Annotated in this window: 20 protein-coding genes, 1 riboswitch and 1 other annotated feature; of the genes, 13 read left to right on the forward strand and 7 right to left on the reverse strand. The window is 37.5% G+C overall.

Features of this window, described 5'->3' with window-relative positions; all coding sequences use genetic code 11:
• Window positions 1-199: 199 nt before the first annotated feature.
• The 3 genes from trmL (at window position 200) to AB3H93_RS00265 (ending at window position 4,258) form a co-directional block, all read left to right on the forward strand.
• Window positions 200-703 carry a tRNA (uridine(34)/cytosine(34)/5-carboxymethylaminomethyluridine(34)-2'-O)-methyltransferase TrmL gene (trmL, locus tag AB3H93_RS00255; protein ID WP_010720164.1) on the forward strand — a complete coding sequence of 168 codons (504 nt, stop codon included), beginning with the start codon at window positions 200-202 and terminating at the stop codon, window positions 701-703.
• Window positions 704-966: 263 nt separating this feature from the next.
• A complete protein-coding gene (locus tag AB3H93_RS00260; protein ID WP_010738514.1) occupies window positions 967-1,623 on the forward strand; it encodes a histidine phosphatase family protein in 657 nt (218 codons plus the stop codon).
• Window positions 1,624-1,642: 19 nt separating this feature from the next.
• A complete protein-coding gene (locus tag AB3H93_RS00265; protein ID WP_368019943.1) occupies window positions 1,643-4,258 on the forward strand; it encodes an ATP-dependent RecD-like DNA helicase in 2,616 nt (871 codons plus the stop codon).
• Window positions 4,259-4,842: 584 nt separating this feature from the next.
• Here AB3H93_RS00265 and AB3H93_RS00270 read toward each other — a convergent pair.
• Entirely contained in the window at window positions 4,843-5,820 is a 978-nt protein-coding gene (locus AB3H93_RS00270) for a diacylglycerol kinase family protein (RefSeq protein ID WP_367010861.1), read from the reverse strand.
• A gap of 366 nt (window positions 5,821-6,186) precedes the next feature.
• A riboswitch (PreQ1 riboswitch) is annotated at window positions 6,187-6,233 on the forward strand.
• 13 nt (window positions 6,234-6,246) lie between these two features.
• On the opposite strand from AB3H93_RS00270, the gene AB3H93_RS00275 reads away from it, so the two are divergent.
• Window positions 6,247-6,750: a QueT transporter family protein gene (locus AB3H93_RS00275; RefSeq protein WP_010720160.1), complete on the forward strand. Its 504-nt coding sequence runs from the start codon at window positions 6,247-6,249 to the stop codon at window positions 6,748-6,750.
• 218 nt (window positions 6,751-6,968) lie between these two features.
• Here AB3H93_RS00275 and cbpA read toward each other — a convergent pair whose 3' ends face one another.
• Complete coding sequence (gene cbpA, locus AB3H93_RS00280; RefSeq protein ID WP_368019944.1) at window positions 6,969-7,610, reverse strand: cyclic di-AMP binding protein CbpA; 642 nt, start codon at window positions 7,608-7,610, stop codon at window positions 6,969-6,971.
• Window positions 7,611-7,770: 160 nt separating this feature from the next.
• Between cbpA and rpmG the strand changes: the two genes are divergently transcribed.
• The 5 genes from rpmG (at window position 7,771) to AB3H93_RS00305 (ending at window position 11,277) form a co-directional block, all read left to right on the forward strand.
• Complete coding sequence (gene rpmG / locus AB3H93_RS00285) at window positions 7,771-7,923, forward strand: 50S ribosomal protein L33 (protein WP_002294578.1); 153 nt, start codon at window positions 7,771-7,773, stop codon at window positions 7,921-7,923.
• Window positions 7,924-7,941: 18 nt separating this feature from the next.
• Entirely contained in the window at window positions 7,942-8,112 is a 171-nt protein-coding gene (secE, locus tag AB3H93_RS00290; RefSeq protein ID WP_010720158.1) for a preprotein translocase subunit SecE, read from the forward strand.
• 99 nt (window positions 8,113-8,211) lie between these two features.
• A complete protein-coding gene (gene nusG, locus AB3H93_RS00295; RefSeq protein ID WP_010720157.1) occupies window positions 8,212-8,757 on the forward strand; it encodes a transcription termination/antitermination protein NusG in 546 nt (181 codons plus the stop codon).
• Between the two features lie 243 nt (window positions 8,758-9,000).
• Window positions 9,001-9,888: an alpha/beta fold hydrolase gene (locus AB3H93_RS00300; RefSeq protein WP_368019945.1), complete on the forward strand. Its 888-nt coding sequence runs from the start codon at window positions 9,001-9,003 to the stop codon at window positions 9,886-9,888.
• Between the two features lie 408 nt (window positions 9,889-10,296).
• Entirely contained in the window at window positions 10,297-11,277 is a 981-nt protein-coding gene (locus AB3H93_RS00305; RefSeq protein WP_368019946.1) for a hypothetical protein, read from the forward strand.
• A 19-nt stretch (window positions 11,278-11,296) separates the two neighbouring features.
• Here AB3H93_RS00305 and AB3H93_RS00310 read toward each other — a convergent pair whose 3' ends face one another.
• The 3 genes from AB3H93_RS00310 to sdaAB all read right to left on the reverse strand — a co-directional run bounded on the left by AB3H93_RS00310 (window position 11,297) and on the right by sdaAB (window position 15,216).
• The gene (locus AB3H93_RS00310; protein ID WP_368019947.1) at window positions 11,297-13,342 is read right to left on the reverse strand and encodes an EndoU domain-containing protein; all 2,046 of its coding nucleotides are present in this window, start codon (window positions 13,340-13,342) and stop codon (window positions 11,297-11,299) included.
• 325 nt (window positions 13,343-13,667) lie between these two features.
• Entirely contained in the window at window positions 13,668-14,534 is an 867-nt protein-coding gene (gene sdaAA / locus AB3H93_RS00315) for an L-serine ammonia-lyase, iron-sulfur-dependent, subunit alpha (protein WP_096709617.1), read from the reverse strand.
• A 13-nt stretch (window positions 14,535-14,547) separates the two neighbouring features.
• Window positions 14,548-15,216 (reverse strand): L-serine ammonia-lyase, iron-sulfur-dependent subunit beta, encoded by a 669-nt coding sequence (sdaAB, locus tag AB3H93_RS00320; RefSeq protein ID WP_010720152.1) that lies wholly within the window; start codon window positions 15,214-15,216, stop codon window positions 14,548-14,550.
• A gap of 539 nt (window positions 15,217-15,755) precedes the next feature.
• Between sdaAB and rplK the strand changes: the two genes are divergently transcribed.
• The 4 genes from rplK (at window position 15,756) to rplL (ending at window position 18,279) form a co-directional block, all read left to right on the forward strand.
• Entirely contained in the window at window positions 15,756-16,178 is a 423-nt protein-coding gene (rplK, locus tag AB3H93_RS00325) for a 50S ribosomal protein L11 (protein WP_368019949.1), read from the forward strand.
• Between the two features lie 103 nt (window positions 16,179-16,281).
• Window positions 16,282-16,971 (forward strand): 50S ribosomal protein L1, encoded by a 690-nt coding sequence (gene rplA, locus AB3H93_RS00330; protein WP_010720150.1) that lies wholly within the window; start codon window positions 16,282-16,284, stop codon window positions 16,969-16,971.
• A 79-nt stretch (window positions 16,972-17,050) separates the two neighbouring features.
• Window positions 17,051-17,176, forward strand: a sequence feature (ribosomal protein L10 leader region).
• A gap of 178 nt (window positions 17,177-17,354) precedes the next feature.
• Window positions 17,355-17,858: a 50S ribosomal protein L10 gene (gene rplJ, locus AB3H93_RS00335; protein ID WP_010720149.1), complete on the forward strand. Its 504-nt coding sequence runs from the start codon at window positions 17,355-17,357 to the stop codon at window positions 17,856-17,858.
• A gap of 52 nt (window positions 17,859-17,910) precedes the next feature.
• The gene (rplL, locus tag AB3H93_RS00340; protein WP_010720148.1) at window positions 17,911-18,279 is read left to right on the forward strand and encodes a 50S ribosomal protein L7/L12; all 369 of its coding nucleotides are present in this window, start codon (window positions 17,911-17,913) and stop codon (window positions 18,277-18,279) included.
• Window positions 18,280-18,369: 90 nt separating this feature from the next.
• Here rplL and AB3H93_RS00345 read toward each other — a convergent pair whose 3' ends face one another.
• Together AB3H93_RS00345 and AB3H93_RS00350 are read right to left on the reverse strand one after the other, a co-directional pair.
• Window positions 18,370-19,515, reverse strand: a complete 1,146-nt coding sequence (locus AB3H93_RS00345) for a site-specific integrase (RefSeq protein WP_081115306.1) — start codon at window positions 19,513-19,515, stop codon at window positions 18,370-18,372.
• Between the two features lie 12 nt (window positions 19,516-19,527).
• Entirely contained in the window at window positions 19,528-19,842 is a 315-nt protein-coding gene (locus AB3H93_RS00350; protein WP_010751852.1) for a hypothetical protein, read from the reverse strand.
• Window positions 19,843-19,891: the final 49 nt, after the last annotated feature.

Below are 19,891 nucleotides of genomic sequence, written 5' to 3' on the forward strand. Positions count from 1 at the left end.
CAAAAAGAGTTTGTTGATGATATAGTAACGACAAGTTGTTTTTTCATTGGTTTTTATCAGGTTCCTGTTCTGATAAAAGTTAGTGAGAAGAGCTTCACTAACGTAACGACTCGCAGTGACTGACACCGAGTTGATACGTTTTTTTTTATGCCAAAATCACTACTAGTTAGTTAACATATAGATGAGAGGATGGATCTTAATGAACCATATCGTTTTATTTGAACCATTGATTCCAGCAAATACTGGAAACATTGCCCGAACTTGTGCAGCAACCAATACGCCCTTGCACTTGATTGAACCGTTAGGATTTTCAACAGATGATAAACATCTAAAACGTGCAGGATTGGATTATTGGAACGATGTCAATATTACCTATCATCAAAATTTAGATGCTTTTATGGCTTATTTAGGGGAACGTAAACTTCATTTGGTATCGAAGTTTGCCCATAAAGTATATAGTGACGAAAATTTCGCTGATGGAGAAGACCATTTCTTTTTATTCGGCAAGGAAACAACAGGATTACCTGAAGAATTTATGCGTGAAAATGAAGAAAAATGTTTAAGAATCCCAATGAATGACGAACATGTCCGTTCATTGAATCTCTCAAATACGGCTGCAATGATCGTCTATGAAGCATTGCGCCAACAAGGATTTCCTAATTTAGAGTTAACGCACCATTATGAAAATGATAAACTAGACTAGAGGTCATTTTTCAAGTGCTCTGATTTAAGCATTAAGGATAAACAAAGAAAAACAGCTTTTCATGTTTTACTTGGTTTGGACTTAATGCACAGAATCAACTTGGAAAATACCGTTTATCAAGAGGTCATTTTCAAAGTATTCTGATTCAATACGAATAATCACAAGGACTTTTTATTGAAGGAGTTCTTTGTTTTTAAGGAACAAATTTTATAAAATAGTAGCATCATCTTTGTCTAAATGAGCCTATAAGGAGTCCGATATAAATGGAATTATATTTTACCCGACATGGAAAAACACAATGGAATCTCGAACGCCGTTTTCAAGGAAGCCAAGGCGACTCACCACTTTTACCTGAAAGCTATGAGGAAATCAAAGCATTTGGTAAAAAAGTGAAGTATGTACCATTTAAAGCAATCTATTCAAGTACCGCTAAGCGTGCCCGTGACACAGCCGAAGGGATCAACCAAGAATTAGCGCATCCAGTCGAAATTATTTATACTGATAAATTAAGAGAATTGGGTTTAGGAGAATTAGAAGGTCAATCAATTGATGAAATGTACGAACGATATCCGGAAAACCTTCCCAATCTACGTAACCACTTAGATCGTTATGATCCGACACCTTTTAAAGGAGAAGCGATCGAATGTGCCATTACTCGTATTGAAACAGTTGTGGCTGATGCCGTTGCTTTACATGATGGACCGATCTTGTTTGTTGGACATGGGGCATCATTAACTGCGGCGATCCAATGGTTGACAGGAAAAAAACTGAGTCAACTAAGAGAAATGGGTGGCTTATATAATAGTAGTTTGACGATTTTAGAAACAGGAGAACCCAACAATTTGTTGCCTTATGAATTAAAAGTTTGGAACGAAATTGACTTTTTAGGAAAAGAGACAAAACCAGAACCATTACTCTAATTGGAAAGGAGGCGGCAAGATGCAGCCAGAAGAAATGCCTTATTTTGTTGGTACAGTTGCCGCAATCTTTTTTCAAAATCCAAGTAATTTTTATAAAGTACTGTTGGTTCGGCTCACTGAAACAACAGCTGACTATCGTGAAAAAGAAATTGTGGTCACTGGAAGCTTTGGTGAGATCCAAGAAAATGAGCTTTATCGTTTTTACGGCGAATTAGTCGATCATCCTAAATATGGGCGACAGTTAAAGGTTGAACGCTATGAGCAGGAGAAACCAACAACAGTCAACGGGATCGTGGGTTATCTATCCAGTGAAAAATTTCCTGGGATTGGCAAGAAAACAGCTGAGAAGATCGTGGAGCAACTAGGTGAAGAAGCGATTGAAAAAATTATCGAAGAACCGTCCGTATTAGAACAAATCGCAGGCTTGAATCAAGCCAAAAGAGACATGATCGTTGAGACGATTCGTTTGAACCATGGGATGGATCAAGTGATCATGGGCTTGAATCGTTATGGCTTTGGTAGTCAGTTAGCTTTTAGTATCTATCAAGCATATAAAAATGAAGCTTTAGATATCATCCAGGAAAACCCCTATCAGTTAGTCGAAGATGTGGAAGGGATCGGCTTTAAAAGAGCAGATAATCTTGCAGAACAATTAGGGATCGCGGCTGATTCACCAAGACGGATTCGAGCTGCAGTTTTACATCAGATTTTTCAACATGCTGTTCAAACTGGCGATACATATGTACCAGCTGAAACGCTTCTTCATCAAACAATCAAAATTCTGGAAACCAGTCGACCAATTGAGATCCAACCTGATCAAGTGGCGACGGTCATTATTCAACTTGTGGAAGAAGGTAAGATCCAACAAGAAGAAACCAATCTCTATGAAAATAGTCTGTATTTCTCAGAATGGGGGATCGGTAACTCGATTCAACGGTTACTTAGTCGGAAAAAAGAAATCAACTATGACGAAAAAGAAGTGCAGAAAAACATTCGGAGAATTGAAAAAATATTTGGTATCCAATATGGAGAATCGCAAGAAAAAGCAATTTCGGAAGCAATCCGATCACCTTTATTTATTTTAACTGGGGGTCCCGGCACAGGGAAAACAACAGTTATCAATGGGATCGTCAACTTGTTTGCGGAATTAAATGGCTTAGAATTAGATCCAAACAAATATACCCAAGAAATTTTTCCGATTCTACTGGCTGCACCAACTGGTCGAGCAGCCAAACGAATGAATGAGACGACAGGATTACCTGCCAGCACGATCCATCGACTACTAGGTTTGAATGGTCGAGAAAAATCTCCTTCAGTAAGTACGAAAGAATTAGAAGGTGGGTTGTTGATCATCGATGAAATGTCGATGGTCGATACATGGCTAGCTAATACGCTATTTAAAGCCATCCCTACCAACATGCAAGTGATTTTAGTAGGAGATAAAGATCAATTACCTTCTGTCGGACCGGGACAAGTCTTGCATGATTTATTAGGAATTGACCAAATCCCGAAAGTGGAATTGAATCAAATTTATCGGCAGGGAGACGGATCAAGTATTATCCCCCTTGCTCATGAAATCAAAGAAGGTCATTTGCCAAGTGATTTTTTGCAAAATCAAAAAGATCGTTCTTTCTTTCGAAGCGATGCCTATAGTATCGAACCTTTAATCGCAAAGATTGTTGAAAAAGCCAAAAATAAAGGCTTCACTGCACAAGATATCCAAGTCTTGGCGCCAATGTACCGTGGACCAGCTGGAATCGATGCGTTAAACAAAATGATGCAGTCGATTTTTAACCCTGGAGGTGCAGGGCGGAAAGAAGTCCACTGGAATGAGACTGTTTATCGAATCGGTGATAAAGTATTACAATTAGTGAACACACCTGAACTCAATGTGTTTAATGGTGATATGGGTGAGATCACGGGGATCGTGTTAGCGAAAGATTCAGAAGATAAAGTGGATGAATTAGTGATTCAATTTGATGCGAATGAAGTGACTTACAAACGCAATGAATGGAATAAAATCACCCTTTCTTATTGTTGCTCGATCCATAAATCTCAAGGAAGCGAATTTAAGATGGTCATTTTGCCGATGGTTCATCAGTACCAACGGATGTTGCAACGAAATCTTCTCTACACGGCTGTCACAAGAAGTAAAGAACTATTGATTCTACTTGGAGAAGAACAAGCGTACGTTACTTGCGTTGCGAATGAATCGGCTAGTCGAATGACGACATTGAAGAAACGGATCGAAGAAAATGACAGTATGAGTCTTGTTACACGAACGAAACTTGTCGCTTATGAAGATTCCCTTGTAGGTAATGATCCTTTTGAAGAAGGAAATTATACCAAGGCGGGAGAAACTGCTCATCCCGTAAAAGCAGAGACAAGTCAACAAGCCACTCAAGAAAATGCCGTAGATTCAACGGAGGGAAATGTTGGCGATGATCTCTTTACTTTATCAGTAGAACAAGACACAACCGAAACGGCTGTCGAATCAAAAGTGATGGAAGAAGCACCAACAGAGCAACTACCAAAAACATATATTTTAACAACCGAAGCGATTGAAAAACAGTGGATTGATCCAATGATTGGGATGGAGCAAGAGGCTGTGAAAGAAGTGTTTAGCTCCGAATAAGAGAGGATTTTTTTAAATAGCTCCTCATATTTTAGAAAATCATCGCTAATTGTTGAGGAGTTGCTTTTTGAACGCCGTTTAGCAAGAGGTCGTAAAAAGAGTGTCTTGACCTGAGCGCTCACCAAGTAAAAACTGCGACGAGTAATCACAGGAGCATTAAGGATGAAAATCTCGAAACAGCTTCCCATGTTTTGAGATTTTTGACTTATCGCCGAAGGTCAGCTCTTTGAACACCGTTTAGCAAGAGGCTGTGAAAGAAGCGTTTAGCTCCGAGCGAATAAGAGAGGATTTTTTAAAATAGCTCCTCATATTTTAGAAAATCATCGCTTATTGTTGAGGAGTTGCTTCTTGAACGCCGTTTATTCGTTTTTAGAGATACTAGAAGAGCCTGAGGCAAGTTTTGGCTCAGGCTCACTTGAATCGCTCCTAATGAGAATGTTACTTATTTTTTAAGAGCCAAGAGATAGATAAAGACCGCAAAAGTTAGCCAAACAAGTCTGACTTTTGCGGTCTCTTCAATATCTCCAGCTCTTTTTATGGGGTTATCTTACCCATGGAAGAAAATGTATATAAAATAGGCAAAATCAATGTGACACGTTACACCAAAACAGTTGCTTTTTGGTAGCTAATTGCAAATCAAAAGGTTGTTTTTGGCTATCTTCACCATCTTCTTGACCATACTGAGGAACAGTTGATAGTATGCGCAATCTGCTAGTAGTAAAATGATGGAAATTTTTTGATTTCATTTGCTTTTTCTGTAGTAATAAGAAGATGATTCCCAAGATTTTGAATAAATTCACTCGTTCAACAACAACTAGATCGATCGTTGGTTTGGTAATTTCTGCTGTCGGCGCAATCGCTACACCGCCACCAAAATAAGGATGGTTCGTTGCAGTACATAAAAAGGCTTTGTCAAAACTGATTTGTTTTCCGCCAATGTCCACTAAGATTGGAAACCCTTTTTGCCAAAAAAAGACACGTAGGATAGAAAATAGGTAAGCAAAAGAACCTAAATTATATTTATTTAATTTTGTTTTTGAAGTAGAGTGGTTTGTAGCATGGACGATTGCCGCATCTAAGCCAATACCAAAATTGTTTACTACTACACCTTGTTTGTCACTCACTTTTTCCTCGTAAGTTAAGAGGTTGATTTCTTGAGGTTTGTTCGTCTTTAGGATATTTTCTAATGCTTTCTCGGCATTTCTAGGTAACCCAATCCCTCGAGCGAAATCATTGCCAGAGCCTGCGGGAATATAGGCTACTGGAAATGCCACATCTAGTTGATAAAAGGTATTTAACACTTGATGCAGCGTACCATCACCACCGATGATCACGAGTAGGGGAAATTCAGACTCGCTTTCTTGTGGTTCGTCTGTCCATTCAACTAATGTTTCTTTCGCTAACTCTTCGGCAATTTTAGCATCATGCCCTGGATACTCACTGTATTGGATCGAATAGTGAAGCTTTTTTTCGGCAAATAGCGGAATCATTTTTTCTGCTACTTTTTTACCAGCACCACTTCCAGCAGCTGGATTGATCAATAAGTAATAATGGAAATTCATTTTTACCTCCTGCATCTGATTCAGAAGATGAGTAAATCTCACTCATTCCACTCATTCATTAAAATAGAAAAAATGATCAAACTATTTTTTGCTTAGTCATTTAGTGAACAAGCAACTGAAACTTCTATCGTTAATTTTACATGGTTTGTGTCTTAGCGAAACTAAGAAAACAAACATTATTTTTTATCCTTGGCTATTATAGCAGAGAAGAGGAATTTTGAAAAAGCACCGTGCATAAATAAGAGGTAAAGTTCACCCTGATTTGAATAAATAGCATGGAAGCAAAAGACTTATATTTAGAGAACGTTTTTTGTAGGAGCAGTTTCAAATCGCGGGGATATCTGCTATAATGAATCCTTGCTTATGACAGCTGCGGTTCATCAACCATCCCGCATTAAAAAAACTAGGAGAAATGAGGAATATTTTATGCAAAAAACGGTGGAACGCCAACGATTGATGGTCGTTGTAGTAAATGGAATCATTATGGCTTTGTATTTGGCACTTACGATTTTAGTGGCACCAGTCTCTTCTGGACCTATTCAATTTCGTATTTCTGAAAGCTTGAATCACTTAGTAGTCTTCAACCGGAAATTACTTTGGGGCGTGTTAGGTGGCGTCATTGTCTATAACGCATTTTTTGGTTTTGGTATATTAGATGTGGTCTATGGTGGGGGACAAACCCTTATTTCATTGGGGTTGACTGCTTTACTACAAAATAAAGTAAAGAATGTCAAAATAAGATTAGCATTAAATACGCTTTTCTTTACAATTAGTATGGGATTGATTGCGTACATGTTGGTACCAACTGGTGGACAAGCATTTTGGACAACTTACGGTACGCTAGCTTTGAGTGAGTTCATCATTATGGCTATTTCTGCACCATTGATGTATTACTTGGATCGTTCCCTAGACTTTGAAAAAAGAGTATAGCGATCAATAGGTAGATAGAGGAAAACCTGTTAATCAGTTAAAATATATTTATAAAAAGGGATAACAGTAGTTAAAAGAAATTCATCTTTAGCTACTGTTTTTATTTCTGAAAAATTAGCGGATTGAACCAACCGTTATTGATTCTATCCGCTAATCTTAGTATGTTTTTTTCTATCGTAAAGTCGTAAAGTCGTAAAGTTGACTGATCCTTTACACATTTATTCAGGGTTTTGTAAATTTTCGATTTCGATCACTTTGTAATTTTTCTTTTCAAGATGGTTCACGATCGTGTCGCAAACTTTTTGATCTGTATGTGCAGGTAACGTGATCAGTGTACGACGGATGTATTCTTCTTTTTCAATATCTAACGTGATGCAACTTGCGATACTACTATGTTTTGCGATGATTTTAGCGATCGTAGCTAAATCTCCTTGTTTTCCAGTAGAAGCAATCGTTAAAACATAGCTGCCTTGTTTTACGCTCCAAGATTGTGAAAGCATGTTTAGCAATGTACTGTGGGTCAAAATACCGTAGAAATGATTGTCATTGTCAAGAACAGCGATATAAGGCAACTCTTTGATCGTAAAAAATATTTTAAAGAATGAAGTATCTAAATAAATGAATTTTGTTGCATTTTTCAAGAGGTGGGTGACGGGTAAAGTCATATCTCCACCATTCGCTTTGTGACGATAAATGTGCATTTTGTAAATATTTCCACGGAAAATATTTCCTGAAGCATCTAAAATTGGCACACAACGATAACCAGAGGATTCTAGAATCGCTAAGGCTTCTTCCAAGGTACTAGTTTCTGTGACAGTTGTTAAATCTTTTTTCTTATATACGAGTGTTTTTAGTAGCATAAAGTTACCTCCATGTATCTCATTTTTACTTAATTTCAAATTAATCATATCATAATTAATTATAAAACAATAGGTTATTCAATCTCGAATTGACAGAAAATCTTTTCCATGATACTGTAAATGAGTATAATTTTGATTTTCAGTGAGGAGGTAGGAGCGGATGGCAAAGAAGAAAGCAGCATTAGCTTGTTCCGTTTGTGGTTCTAGAAACTATACCAAATCGGTTAGTGAAGGAAAAAGTGGCGAACGTTTGGAAATCAATAAATTTTGTAAATATTGTAATCAATACACATTACATAAAGAAACAAAATAGAGGACAGGAGGGCCCGCAATGAAATTCATTAAAAGTGTAAAAGATGAAATGAAACAAGTGACTTGGCCTAGTGGCAAACAATTACGCAAAGACACACTAGTTGTCATTGAAACATCAATTATCTTTGGTGTGATGTTTTTCGTAATGGACACAGCGATCCAAAGCTTATTTGCTTACTTACTAAAATAAGTCGCTAGTAAAAGCAAGGATATCGTGCTATAATCAACGTGAAGAAAAACTTCGGGAAACTGGGGTTTTTTTATTTTACAACGAAATGAGGAGCCTTTAATGGAATCTTTTGAAAAAAATTGGTATGTACTACATACATACTCTGGTTATGAAAACAAAGTAAAAGCAAATATCGAATCACGTGCGCAAAGTATGAAAATGGCTGACTTTATTTTTCGTGTAGTTGTTCCTGAAGAAACTGAGAAAGAAGTAAAGAACGGAAAAGAAAAAGAAATCGTTCATAAAACATTTCCTGGTTATGTCTTAGTAGAAATGATTATGACAGATGCTTCTTGGTATGTTGTACGTAATACACCTGGTGTAACAGGATTTGTAGGGTCACATGGTGCAGGTAGTAAGCCAGCTCCATTATTGCCAGAAGAAGTAAGTCACATCTTACGTTCAATCGGTATGAGTCTTCGTCAAACAGATCTAGAGATCGAAGTTGGCGAAGTAATCAAGATCATCGAAGGTGCTTTTGCAGGCTTAGAAGGTCAAGTAACTGAAGTAGATGAAGAAAAAGAAAAACTAAAAGTTAATATTGATATGTTTGGTCGTGAAACAAGTACTGAACTTGATTTTGAACAAGTAGATAAAATCGACTAAGTATTCAACTATCTGAGGATGGATTTTTAAATAGAAATCCATGCGACGATCAGATAGCATCACGACTAAAAGATTGAAACCGAGATTTGCAAAAATTGTTTAACCTATTTTTGCAATATTTCGGTTTATTTTTTCAAGTTGTTCACGAATAACCAATAATATAGGTTCGGAATTTGAGTCGGTTTGTCAGTGGAAAATTGAGATCGCTAATCAGAGGATCGATCAAATTAGGAAGGAGAAATAATGAAAAATTGGAGAAAGTTTGGAATCGTTGGCTTTTTATTGATGGTCAGCGTTCTTTTTATAAGTGGCTGTCGTCAGACAAAAGAAACAAGTCAGTCGTCTGAAGCCGCTAAAACAGTTGAAACAACGCAAGCAACGAAAGAAAAGGAAACGCAATCGACTACCCCTACTTTGTTTTTCCATGGCTATAGTGGGACGGTTAATTCATTCAAAGGAATGATCCAGCGCCTGGAATCATCAGAGAGTGGGAAAAAAGAATTAACATTGACGGTTGATGTCAATGGTAATGTACAAGCAGAAGGGGAACTTTCAAAAGAAGCAGATAATCCAATGATCCAAGTTCTATTTGTAGATAATAAAAATAATGAATGGAACCAAACAGAATGGATCAAAGACTGCTTGATTTATTTGCAACAGACGTATGGAATCAATCAAGTGAATCTGGTAGGACATTCAATGGGGGGCGTCAGTGGTCTTCGGTATTTAGCTACTTATGGACAAGATCAAACGTTGCCTAAAGTGGATAAATTCGTGGCAATTGCCGCACCATTCAATGACTTTGAAGAAAATAATGGGCAAAGTATCAGCGATGAATTAGCTAATGGTCCAGCGATAGCTTCTAGTCGTTATCAAGACTACCAACGACTTATTGGCAATGTGCCAACCACTACACAAATCCTGCTGATTGCAGGACAAGTGAGTGAGACGGATTTAAGTGATGGGACGGTGCCATTAAGCAGCGCTTTAGCAGTGTATGCGTTATTGAAGCAACATGGAAATCAAGTGGAAGAAAAAGTGATCACAGGGGAGAACGTAACGCATAGTATGCTTCATGAGAATAAAGAAGTTGATGCCCTCACGCGCCAGTTTCTTTGGAACATCGACTAATGAAAAAAATAGGTTGTTAAAGTATATAAATATATTTTTAAACTATTGATATATCATAAAAAAACTATGGCAATCGGCAGGAATGGCATGTTGGATTTTCAGTCGCTTTCTATTTTTTAGAAAAGTAGCGCTTGTTACGAAGATCAGTCCAGTAACCTCTAATTATTCGATAGTCGCTGAGCTTGGGACAAAAAGGTCGTCCCGAGCTCTTTAGCATGTATAAAAACGAATAAACAGAGATGCAAAAGTAGCGCCTTCGAGAATTTCCTTCTAATCTTTGGATAATAAATGTTTTTAGCTCAACCTCTAAGGAACTTTTTTTTCGAAAAATAAGGAAAAATGTACCCGTGTTTCAGCATTTTCTATGAAATAATAAAAGATAGAAGCTAGCGAAAGGAGTAAATGAGCATGAGAGTTTTTTTCCCTGATCCTCAACGAAGACCACAAAAAGATATTCAAGAAATGACCGCCAAGCTAACTAAAAAATTCCAAGCCATAGATGAACGATTAACACTAGAACATTTTGATGATTTTGTTGATTATGGCCCAGAAGTGTTTCCCCAATTAGCTCCACTTTATTGGGATCCACGAGTGCCGAATCATCCAATGGAACACTTTGTTTACTATGAATATGTTTTGAGATTAAATGGGTTTCCTATTTATGTGATCACACCGTATAGTGAGGTCATAGATAAAACTTATACGAGAAAAGGGAGAGATAAAGATCCCTTTTGGTCTTTGATGAGACGTATTGATCCTGAGATTTTATCGCTCATCCATGAGTATCAGATCCAAAATCTTCATTACTGGCGGGATCTTTATTCAGTAACCCAATTTCAAGCAGAAATCAATAAAATCAATAGTAGAGTATCCTTGATCCCCGAAAAAACAAATAACGAGGCGCGCACACTCCTTTTTATTGATCCAAAACAACGAGACCCTGAATTTGTCCGACGAACCACAGAACAAATGGCTCAAGAATTAGCTGAGCTTGATCCGCACTTGTCCGTGGTCTACCATGAGGACTTTATTGATTTTGGCCCAGAAGATGGGCTGTTTTTATCCGAGTGTCCTTTTGATCCAGAAGAGGATGATCCTGATGATCCACGAGCGGGGCTAGCAGATACAGAGTATACCGTCTATTATGAGGATACGATTTTATATGCTTCAACCCCTTATTCCTTAGGTTATGGGTACCATGGGGACTATTTTAGAGGAGGAATCCCTAGCAGGGAATACTTAGGACTATCTCAAGAATTTACGGAAGAAATCCTAAGAATAATGAATAAATTTAGCCTTTATAACTACTATTATTGGCGACATTTATATACTCCTGCAGATTTTCAAACAGAAATAAGACGCTATCAAAAAAGTTGGGACTTAGAGTAAGCAAAGTCCCAACTTTTTTCTATTTTTTTACAAGAGGATAGACGGTGGAAATCGTTATTTTTCCATTTTCTTTGATATTGACATGACCTTGGATCTCAAAAAGACCGTTGCTTGCTTTTCCGCTGAATGGTTTATTTCCGGTGCCATTAAAGGTCGTTTCGGAAATGATTTGTTCGACTTCTTGCATGATTTTTTCTGCACCCCAATCATCGGGAAAAACAGTAGAATTAGCTTTCTTGTATTCCCCCGCATATTTTACTTTTGCTTCATAAGGCATACCTTCTGTTACTTTCCCGACTGGTTCGTAGATAATGCCGCTTTCTTTTCTATAAAAATCTGGGTGTCTTGAATGCGCACCTGACAGATCAGGAACACCATTTTTTCCTGGTTTGACCTCGCCAGATAGATGATTGAGGGTTTTCCGTTTAAAATATTTTGTAGGCTGGATCTTTTCTACAATACTTTTATTCGGGCACCCTTTGAGAAGGGCTTCTTCTTCTACTGCTAGAATCGTTTTTACTTGTGCTTCTTCAACTTCAACCGCTCCGAGGAGTTCTCCTCGTTCGACCGTGGTCAATAAGGAACGCATCTCACTCCACGGCAGACACATCGCCACTAAAAGCACATCCAGTGGTTCAATTTTCATCTCGGATTGCTTGATGCGCAATTCGGTATTTTCGTAATTCGGTAGGTTCCTTAAGACGTTGCCACCAATCTCTTCTAAGATATTTACCGTGTCGTCATTTAAGGTTTTAGGTAAGGCATCGGTTCGTTCCTCGTCATAAAAGCCATCAGCTAATGCATAGTATGTAGCGTAAATACCAAAAAATTTCTGGACTTTCCGTAAAGAATAGATGACTTGTTGGTTATAGCCGATCGTGATTTGTTCCATCGGCACAACGGTTTGTGTCCCGCGATAAACGAACATACCTTCTCGATTGAGTACTAAATCCTGTCCGTTGGCTTGGGCAACGATTCGAAAGAAATTGGTATGAAATGTTTCGGGAAATTGGTTAATCAGCTGATCTCGTTCCTTGATCATTGCTCCGGTGATGTCTTTTCCTGTACGATTGACGGTATCAACATCGGTTGGTGGGATCGCACCTATTTGAACGGTTGCATGATTCAAAAAGAACTGTAGTACGGTCTCAGGTGTGTCCATTTGGTTAAGGAAGGTAGCAAAATCTGTTTCGATGGCAATATTGATCGTATTAGAACTGTAGTTATTGTAGGTTTGTTTCTCATGATCATAGGCAGTAAATGCAAAAGTAGCATTCACTTGCTTATCGGTCCACATCGAAGGAACAAACGTGATTTCTTGTAATGAGCCGATCCTAGGTGGAATTTTGATGTTCCCGAGGTAGTAATTATTGATCGAATTCTCTAGATAAACTAATAAACTTTGTCCATCAGTTGTTTTTGGTCGAAAAGTCAATTTTTCTTTGGTTTTGATGAGTTGATAGCCTGACAGATCGGGACTGACATTTAAGTAATCGATAAATTGGTTTTGTAAAGCAATCCAGCTAGCCATTTCCATTTTGCTAAATTCGTCTAAATCGGTAGGATTTTCTGGATGATCAATGATTTCGTCAAAAACAGCAAGGGTATGTCGTAACAACTTCTTTTGTGTGAGACGATAAGCTTGACTAAGGGCGGTTTCTTGTGCACCGGGTTTGAGATACGGGGTAGTAAACTCTGCTAAGGTGACCGCTTGAATAATTGGTGCGATCGGTGCAAGATTGAAACGGGTGCTTAACGGTAGGAACGCTGGGCCATACATTAAATCTATGTAGTCATTTAAGATCAAATTATCGAAGACGTTTCGTTGACTCGATAAAGAAGATGGGTCTTTTTCAAATTTGAGTTTTTCTATTTCTGTTATTTTTTGTGGTTCCTCGGGAGACGAAAGCGCATTAGGTAGTGTGAACGTCACTGGTGCTTCTCTACTTGCAGAATGAAGGGTATGATCGGTCGCAAAAGCTATGATACTAGGTGGAAGTATCGTTGTTAGTAAGAGATAGAGGACAAGCCACCAACAGCCCCAAGTTAATTTTTTGTTTTTCATTTTTTATCACTCCTTTGTATTTGGTACCACAAGTGTACAAAACAAAGAAAGCGTTTTATTTGAAAATGAATATTCTCTAACACCTTATTTTTCCAAAAAAAAGAAAAAAAGTTCTTCTATAATGAGCAAACATGAGCAAGGTGGTGTAAATCATGTGTTTTTACGATGGCTTATAAATAGAAATACTCTTTGACAATAAAAAAAGGCTCTTTTAAAATGCGAAAAACGATTTTAAAAGAGCCTCTTTTTATTGCTCAAAATGAGGGAAATCAACACACCCTCACATGAAACAAATAACTATTCATTTTTTATAAGGAAACTATTGTTAGTGATTCAAGAGTTCGGCTGTTAAACGTTTTGCTGTCGGTGTAACCGCCAAACCACCTTCAGCCGTTTCTTTAAAGATGGCTGGCATCTGACGACCTACTTGATACATCGCTGCGACGACTTCATCTGGTGGGATGACACTTTCGATTCCTGCTAAGGCCATATCTGCCGAGATGAATGCCTGAGAAGAGCCGAGGGCGTTTCTTTTAACACAAGGGACTTCAACGAGGCCTGCGACAGGATCACAAATCAGACCCATCATGTTTTTCAGCGTAATTGCGATAGCTTGGGCTGCTTGATGGGGCGTGCCATTTTTTGCACAGACTAGGGCGGCAGCGGCCATTGCACTTGCTGAACCAACTTCTGCCTGGCATCCGCCTTCTGCACCACTGATGGAGGCGTTATTGGCAATGACTAATCCAAAGGCACCAGCGGTAAAAAGAAACTCAATCTGTTGTTCGTGGGTCAAAGACAATCGGTCACGGACAGCCATGAGGACACCAGGTACAACACCAGCGCTTCCTGCTGTAGGGGTGGCACAAATCAACCCCATTTTTGCATTTACTTCGTTGACAGCGATAGCGTTGCGGACTGCTGACAAAATGGTTTCACCACTTAAAAAGTCGGCTTCTTTTAAGTAACGAGCTAGTTTTTGGGCATCGCCGCCAGTGATTCCAGTCACAGACGTTACACCTTCGTTTCCTTCAGCGATGGATTGTTCCATGACACTGAGGTTTTTTTCCATGATTGCAATGATTTGTTCTCGTGGACGACCACTCATATCCATTTCAACAGCAATCATTAATTCTGCGACACTAGGATAATTTTCTGCTTGGCGAACCAACTCTTCAATAGAGAAAAACATCTTTCTTCCTCCTTTAATCAAAATAATTAACGCTGTCGATCTTCGGTAATTGCGTTAGTTTACTTATAGTGTCATCTACTTGTGGATCATCTACTTCGATAATCATAATGGCATTTTCACCCTTTGATTCTCGTGTAACAGTCATTGTACCGATATTTGTATTTGTTTCTGAAAGGATATTCGTTACTTTAGCAATCATCCCAGGTACATCTTGATGAACGATGATAAAGGTCGGTGTTCCCATGCTTAATGAGATTTTGAAGCCGTTTAATTCCGAGATTTGGATATTTCCGCCACCAATCGAGATACCAGTGACTGAAAGTTTCCGTTTTCCTTTTTTCAACAATAGTTTAACGGAGTTAGGATGCTCTGCTTTTTCACCCTTAGGCACAAAGAGAACTTCCATTCCTGCTTCATAAGCTAACTGCAGTGAATCTGCCAGACGCTCATCATCTGGTTCCATGCCTAACAAACCACCAACTAAGGCGATGTCTGTTCCGTGTCCCCGATAGGTTTTTGCAAATGATTCATAAAGATAGATATCCACAGAATCTGGTTGTTCCCCAAAAATACTACGGACGATTTTGCCGATTCGAGCAGCTCCAGCAGTGTGAGAGCTGCTTGGACCGATCATGACTGGACCAATAATGTCAAAAACACTACGATATCTTAATTCTTTCATTTTTCCACCTCTTTAAAATAGATAAACACCCCAGCAAAAGTAAGTGAACTGTGTATAGCTCACTTACTCGTTTCCTCATCATTTTTGAACCATAAACTACATTAGTTAAATTAAATAAATATTTCACAAGGGTGCATTAATCTAGGAAATGCATCAATGATAGCTATGAAAATATATCGAACAATATTTTTATATTTTTAAATAGAAGAAAGCAGAAATTTCTAAATTACTAATGAGTGAGCGGTAGTGATACCTTATGTATTTTCGCTTGTTTTCTTTTCAGCGTAAGTGTATCACAAAAGAAGGAAGATGAGGGGGACTTCCTGTTGATTTTTAGTTTTTTTTTAGAGGTTCAAGCAATAAATTAAACATTTATCAGAAAAAAATCTTGAAAAATAGAATATATTTGCTATACTGTATCAGTGTGCATTGTCATATGCATTATTTTGACTGATAATCGAAGGATTATGAGTGGAAACGTGGGAGGAGAAATATGCATCTCCAATTAACCACATCACGGACTTAAGGAGGTATGTCTCGTGGCAAAGAAAGTAGAAAAAATCGTTAAATTGCAAATTCCTGCAGGTAAAGCAACTCCAGCTCCACCAGTAGGTCCTGCACTAGGTCAAGCGGGTATCAATATCATGGGATTCACTAAAGAATTCAACGCTCGTACAGCTGATCAAGCAGGTTTAATCATTCCGGTTGTTATTTCTGTATACGAAGACCGTTCATTCACATTCGTTACAAAAACACCACCAGCTGCAGTATTATTGAAAAAAGCTGCAAAAATCAATAAAGGTTCAGGCGAACCAAACAAAACTAAAGTTGCTAAAGTTTCTAGCGATCAAGTAAAAGAAATCGCTGAATTAAAAATGGAAGACCTAAACGCAGCTGATATCGAAGCAGCTATGCGCATGGTTGAAGGAACTGCACGAAGCATGGGGATCACTGTAGAATAATCGCTACACCCTAAGAAAGTAGCTTCTCAGTTGGCTCTGTATTGAAAGATATAGAACACGTGGGAGGTACAACCGTTATAACCACAATCAAGGAGGAACCAAAATGGCTAAAAAGAGCAAAAAAATGCAAGACGCATTAAAAAAAGTTGATTCAAGTAAAGTTTATCCTGTTGCCGAGGCTGTAGCTTTAGCAAAAGAAACAAACATTGCAAAATTTGACGCGACTGTTGAAGTTGCATACCGTTTGAACGTAGACCCTAAAAAAGCAGACCAACAAATTCGTGGTGCTGTAGTATTACCAAACGGAACTGGTAAAACACAAACTGTTTTAGTTTTTGCTAAAGGAGACAAAGCAAAAGAAGCTGAAGCAGCTGGTGCAGATTTCGTTGGTGACGACGACATGGTTCAAAAAATCCAAAACGGATGGTTTGACTTTGACGTAGTTGTTGCTACACCTGATATGATGGCAACTGTTGGTCGTCTAGGACGTGTTTTAGGACCTAAAGGCTTAATGCCAAACCCTAAAACAGGTACTGTAACAATGGACGTAACAAAAGCTGTTAACGAAGTAAAAGCTGGTAAAGTTACTTACCGCGTAGACAAAGCTGGAAACATCCATGTACCAATCGGTAAAGTATCATTCGACAATGAAAAATTAGTTGAAAACTTTGCAACAATCCATGATGTATTAGTGAAAGCTAAACCATCAGCAGCTAAAGGTCAATACATGAAAAATATCACAGTTACAACAACATTTGGACCTGGTATCCATGTAGACCAAGCTTCTTTCTAATTCTTGAATTAGAACGTTGATTGATCCAACTGAAAAATAATTCTTGACTCAACTAGTTTAGCATGCTAAGCTAGTTGAGGTTAATAATTAACTTGTACCGAAGACAGTAGGTGGCGTAGCCTTAATTTCCTACCGAGGACGTTTATTGAATACTTTCAATAGTCCCTCTATGTCTACGGTGGCATAGAGTTTTTTTATTGTGAATCACTAAGAACGAAGTGAGTAGATGATGAACAATACTTGGCGAACAGAGTGAGCGAAGTTCCCTCTCAAGCGAAGCATGATGAATCACTAAGAACGAAGTGAGTAGATGATGAACAATACTTGGTCAATGATCAAGTGTAAAAACTCTTCCATCAAAATTCAGGAGGTGAAACTCAAAAATGAGTGAAGCAATTATCGCAAAAAAAGCAGCAATCGTTGATGAAGTGAGCGAAAAATTTACAGCAGCAGCTTCTGTAGTCGTAGTTGACTACCGTGGTTTAACTGTTGATGAAGTGACTCGTTTACGTAAACAACTTCGTGATGCAAACGTAGAAATGAAAGTTATCAAAAACTCAATCCTTTCACGTGCCGCTAAAAAAGCTGGATTAGAAGGCTTAGACGAAGTATTCACTGGACCTACAGCCGTTGCATTTAGTAACGAAGACGTTGTAGCACCAGCGAAAATCATGGACGAATTTGCTAAAGAAGCAAAAGCATTAGAAATCAAAGGCGGTATCATCGAAGGTAAAGTATCTTCATTGGAAGAAATCACAGCATTGGCAAAATTGCCAAACCGCGAAGGACTTCTATCTATGTTGCTATCTGTACTACAAGCGCCAGTCCGCAACGTGGCTTACGCTGTCAAAGCAGTGGCAGACAAAGAAGATGGAGATGCAGCTTAATAGCCGCATAGCATAAATAAAAATACGAACATCTAAAACGGAGGAAATTATAATGGCAATGAACATTGAAAACATTGTTGCTGAGTTAAAAGAAGCAACTATCCTAGAACTTAACGACTTAGTTAAAGCTATTGAAGAAGAATTTGGCGTATCTGCTGCTGCTCCTGTAGCTGCAGTTGCTGCTGGTGGCGCTGCTGCTGCTGAAGAACAAACAGAATTCACTGTAGAATTAACTGCAGCTGGAGACCAAAAAGTTAAAGTTATCAAAGCAGTTCGTGAAGCAACTGGCTTAGGCTTGAAAGAAGCTAAAGCTGTAGTTGACGGAGCTCCTGCACCAGTTAAAGAAGGCGTATCTAAAGAAGAAGCTGAAGAATTAAAAGCTAAACTTGAAGAAGTTGGCGCATCTGTAACTGTTAAATAATTTTATTGATTTTTAATTGACTAAAAGCCTTGATATTTAAGGTTTTTAGTCTTTTTTTATTTTTTTTGACCATACTTTTGACCATACTTTTTAAAAATTTAAATAAGCCGCAAACTTATCAGCAGACCTTTCTTTTTGTTTTTTAGTCACATGAGTGTATATGTTCATTGTTGTATGAATATCTGAATGTCCTAACCTTTCTTGAACTTCTTTGATAGACAAACCAGCTTCAAATAATAAGCTACAATGTGTATGACGGAAGCCATGTATGGTAATATCATTGAAATTATGTTCTTTGCATATTCTAGATAAAATAATATTAGGCCGAGTTATATCTATATAATTATTGTTTTTAGAAGAAAAAATTATTTGATTCTTTGTTTTAGCGTGTTGACCATGTGCAAGTAAATAACGTTTTTGCTGAGTTTTCCATGCCTTCAAAATATTTAGTGTTTCGTCATCTAGCGAAATTTTTCTAATAGATGTGTTTGTTTTTGGTGGTGTAGAAATAAATTTATTATCTGAATTTCTCGTGATAGTTTTATTGATTTCAAGTGTTTTATTAAAAAAATCTACATCGTCCCAAGTTAATGCTAATGCTTCACCTTTTCGTATTCCTGTAAATGCTAGAACTCTGAATAGAGAATAAGTTATAGGGAATTTGTCTTTTTGACAGCATTCAAGAAAATCTTGTAATTCTTCTTTTTCAAAATATTTTAATTTAGTCTTTTTTTGCTTGCGTTCTCCTTTTGAAAAAGTTACTTCTTTCATAGGATTTTCTTTAATTAGGTTCATTTTTTTTGCATAATCAAAAACTGCAGATGTATAACATTTTAAAGCTTTATAGGTAGAATATTGTTCTTTCCATTTGTTGATAGCTTCTTGACAGTAAGCTATATTATAGTTTTGTATTTTTTTATTTCCAAAAAAAGTTGAAATGTTTTTATCAAACAAAAACTTAACACGTAAGTAAGTACTTTCTCTGACTGTTGGTTTATATTGTTCAATCCACATATCTTTTACTTGTGTAAAAGTGTAGTTATTATCTTTTACTAGTTTTTTATCTGTAGCTAAAACTTCTAGTCTAGCTAGTGCGATTTTCGCTTCTTTTTGTGTTTTGAATCCTCTTTTAGTTGTATATCTCTTCTTTCCAGTTAATGGATCGATACCAAGATATGTCTTGAAGTACCAGGCTTTTTCACCATTTTTCTTTTGGTATTGTTTAATCATTGCCATAAAATCCAACTCCTATTCTAATTCTATTTCTAAAATACTGTTATCAAATGATTCTAAAATCTCATTTTTTTCTATAAAATCAATCCATTCTTGATATCCGTTGTATTTTGGAATTCCTAAATGAGATTTAAGTTTTTGATAGGTATTTGCCACAATTTTTTTCCATTCTTCTTCGCCAGTACGAATGATTTTATCATCATCCCACTTTTTTGTTTTTCCAGTTCGTTTACTATTTTTTGATATTTGATAGTTTTTCCATTTGGTTAAAAATATATGTTTTGAATTAGAATTGTTTTCTAACCATTCTTTGAATTCTTGATATTGCATGTTTTTCTCCTTTCGAATGTATGTTCTTATCGTTATAAAAGAAAAGCCC

This window comes from Enterococcus sp. C74 (assembly GCF_040887125.1).
GTDB lineage: Bacteria > Bacillota > Bacilli > Lactobacillales > Enterococcaceae > Enterococcus_B > Enterococcus_B hirae.

What these genes read in the sequence shown, in the direction of transcription:
- secE (WP_010720158.1), top strand. Translation starts at nt 7,942, where the DNA reads ATGAAATTCATTAAAAGTGTAAAAGATGAAATGAAACAAGTGACTTGG.
- cbpA (WP_368019944.1), bottom strand. Translation starts at nt 7,610, where the DNA reads ATGCTACTAAAAACACTCGTATATAAGAAAAAAGATTTAACAACTGTC.
- AB3H93_RS00265 (WP_368019943.1), top strand. Translation starts at nt 1,643, where the DNA reads ATGCAGCCAGAAGAAATGCCTTATTTTGTTGGTACAGTTGCCGCAATC.
- AB3H93_RS00350 (WP_010751852.1), bottom strand. Translation starts at nt 19,842, where the DNA reads ATGCAATATCAAGAATTCAAAGAATGGTTAGAAAACAATTCTAATTCA.
- rplJ (WP_010720149.1), top strand. Translation starts at nt 17,355, where the DNA reads ATGAGTGAAGCAATTATCGCAAAAAAAGCAGCAATCGTTGATGAAGTG.
- AB3H93_RS00275 (WP_010720160.1), top strand. Translation starts at nt 6,247, where the DNA reads ATGCAAAAAACGGTGGAACGCCAACGATTGATGGTCGTTGTAGTAAAT.
- trmL (WP_010720164.1), top strand. Translation starts at nt 200, where the DNA reads ATGAACCATATCGTTTTATTTGAACCATTGATTCCAGCAAATACTGGA.
- AB3H93_RS00345 (WP_081115306.1), bottom strand. Translation starts at nt 19,515, where the DNA reads ATGGCAATGATTAAACAATACCAAAAGAAAAATGGTGAAAAAGCCTGG.
- rplA (WP_010720150.1), top strand. Translation starts at nt 16,282, where the DNA reads ATGGCTAAAAAGAGCAAAAAAATGCAAGACGCATTAAAAAAAGTTGAT.
- sdaAA (WP_096709617.1), bottom strand. Translation starts at nt 14,534, where the DNA reads ATGTTTTTCTCTATTGAAGAGTTGGTTCGCCAAGCAGAAAATTATCCT.
- rpmG (WP_002294578.1), top strand. Translation starts at nt 7,771, where the DNA reads ATGGCAAAGAAGAAAGCAGCATTAGCTTGTTCCGTTTGTGGTTCTAGA.
- AB3H93_RS00305 (WP_368019946.1), top strand. Translation starts at nt 10,297, where the DNA reads ATGAGAGTTTTTTTCCCTGATCCTCAACGAAGACCACAAAAAGATATT.
- AB3H93_RS00300 (WP_368019945.1), top strand. Translation starts at nt 9,001, where the DNA reads ATGAAAAATTGGAGAAAGTTTGGAATCGTTGGCTTTTTATTGATGGTC.
- AB3H93_RS00310 (WP_368019947.1), bottom strand. Translation starts at nt 13,342, where the DNA reads ATGAAAAACAAAAAATTAACTTGGGGCTGTTGGTGGCTTGTCCTCTAT.
- rplL (WP_010720148.1), top strand. Translation starts at nt 17,911, where the DNA reads ATGGCAATGAACATTGAAAACATTGTTGCTGAGTTAAAAGAAGCAACT.
- AB3H93_RS00260 (WP_010738514.1), top strand. Translation starts at nt 967, where the DNA reads ATGGAATTATATTTTACCCGACATGGAAAAACACAATGGAATCTCGAA.
- sdaAB (WP_010720152.1), bottom strand. Translation starts at nt 15,216, where the DNA reads ATGAAAGAATTAAGATATCGTAGTGTTTTTGACATTATTGGTCCAGTC.
- nusG (WP_010720157.1), top strand. Translation starts at nt 8,212, where the DNA reads ATGGAATCTTTTGAAAAAAATTGGTATGTACTACATACATACTCTGGT.
- AB3H93_RS00270 (WP_367010861.1), bottom strand. Translation starts at nt 5,820, where the DNA reads ATGAATTTCCATTATTACTTATTGATCAATCCAGCTGCTGGAAGTGGT.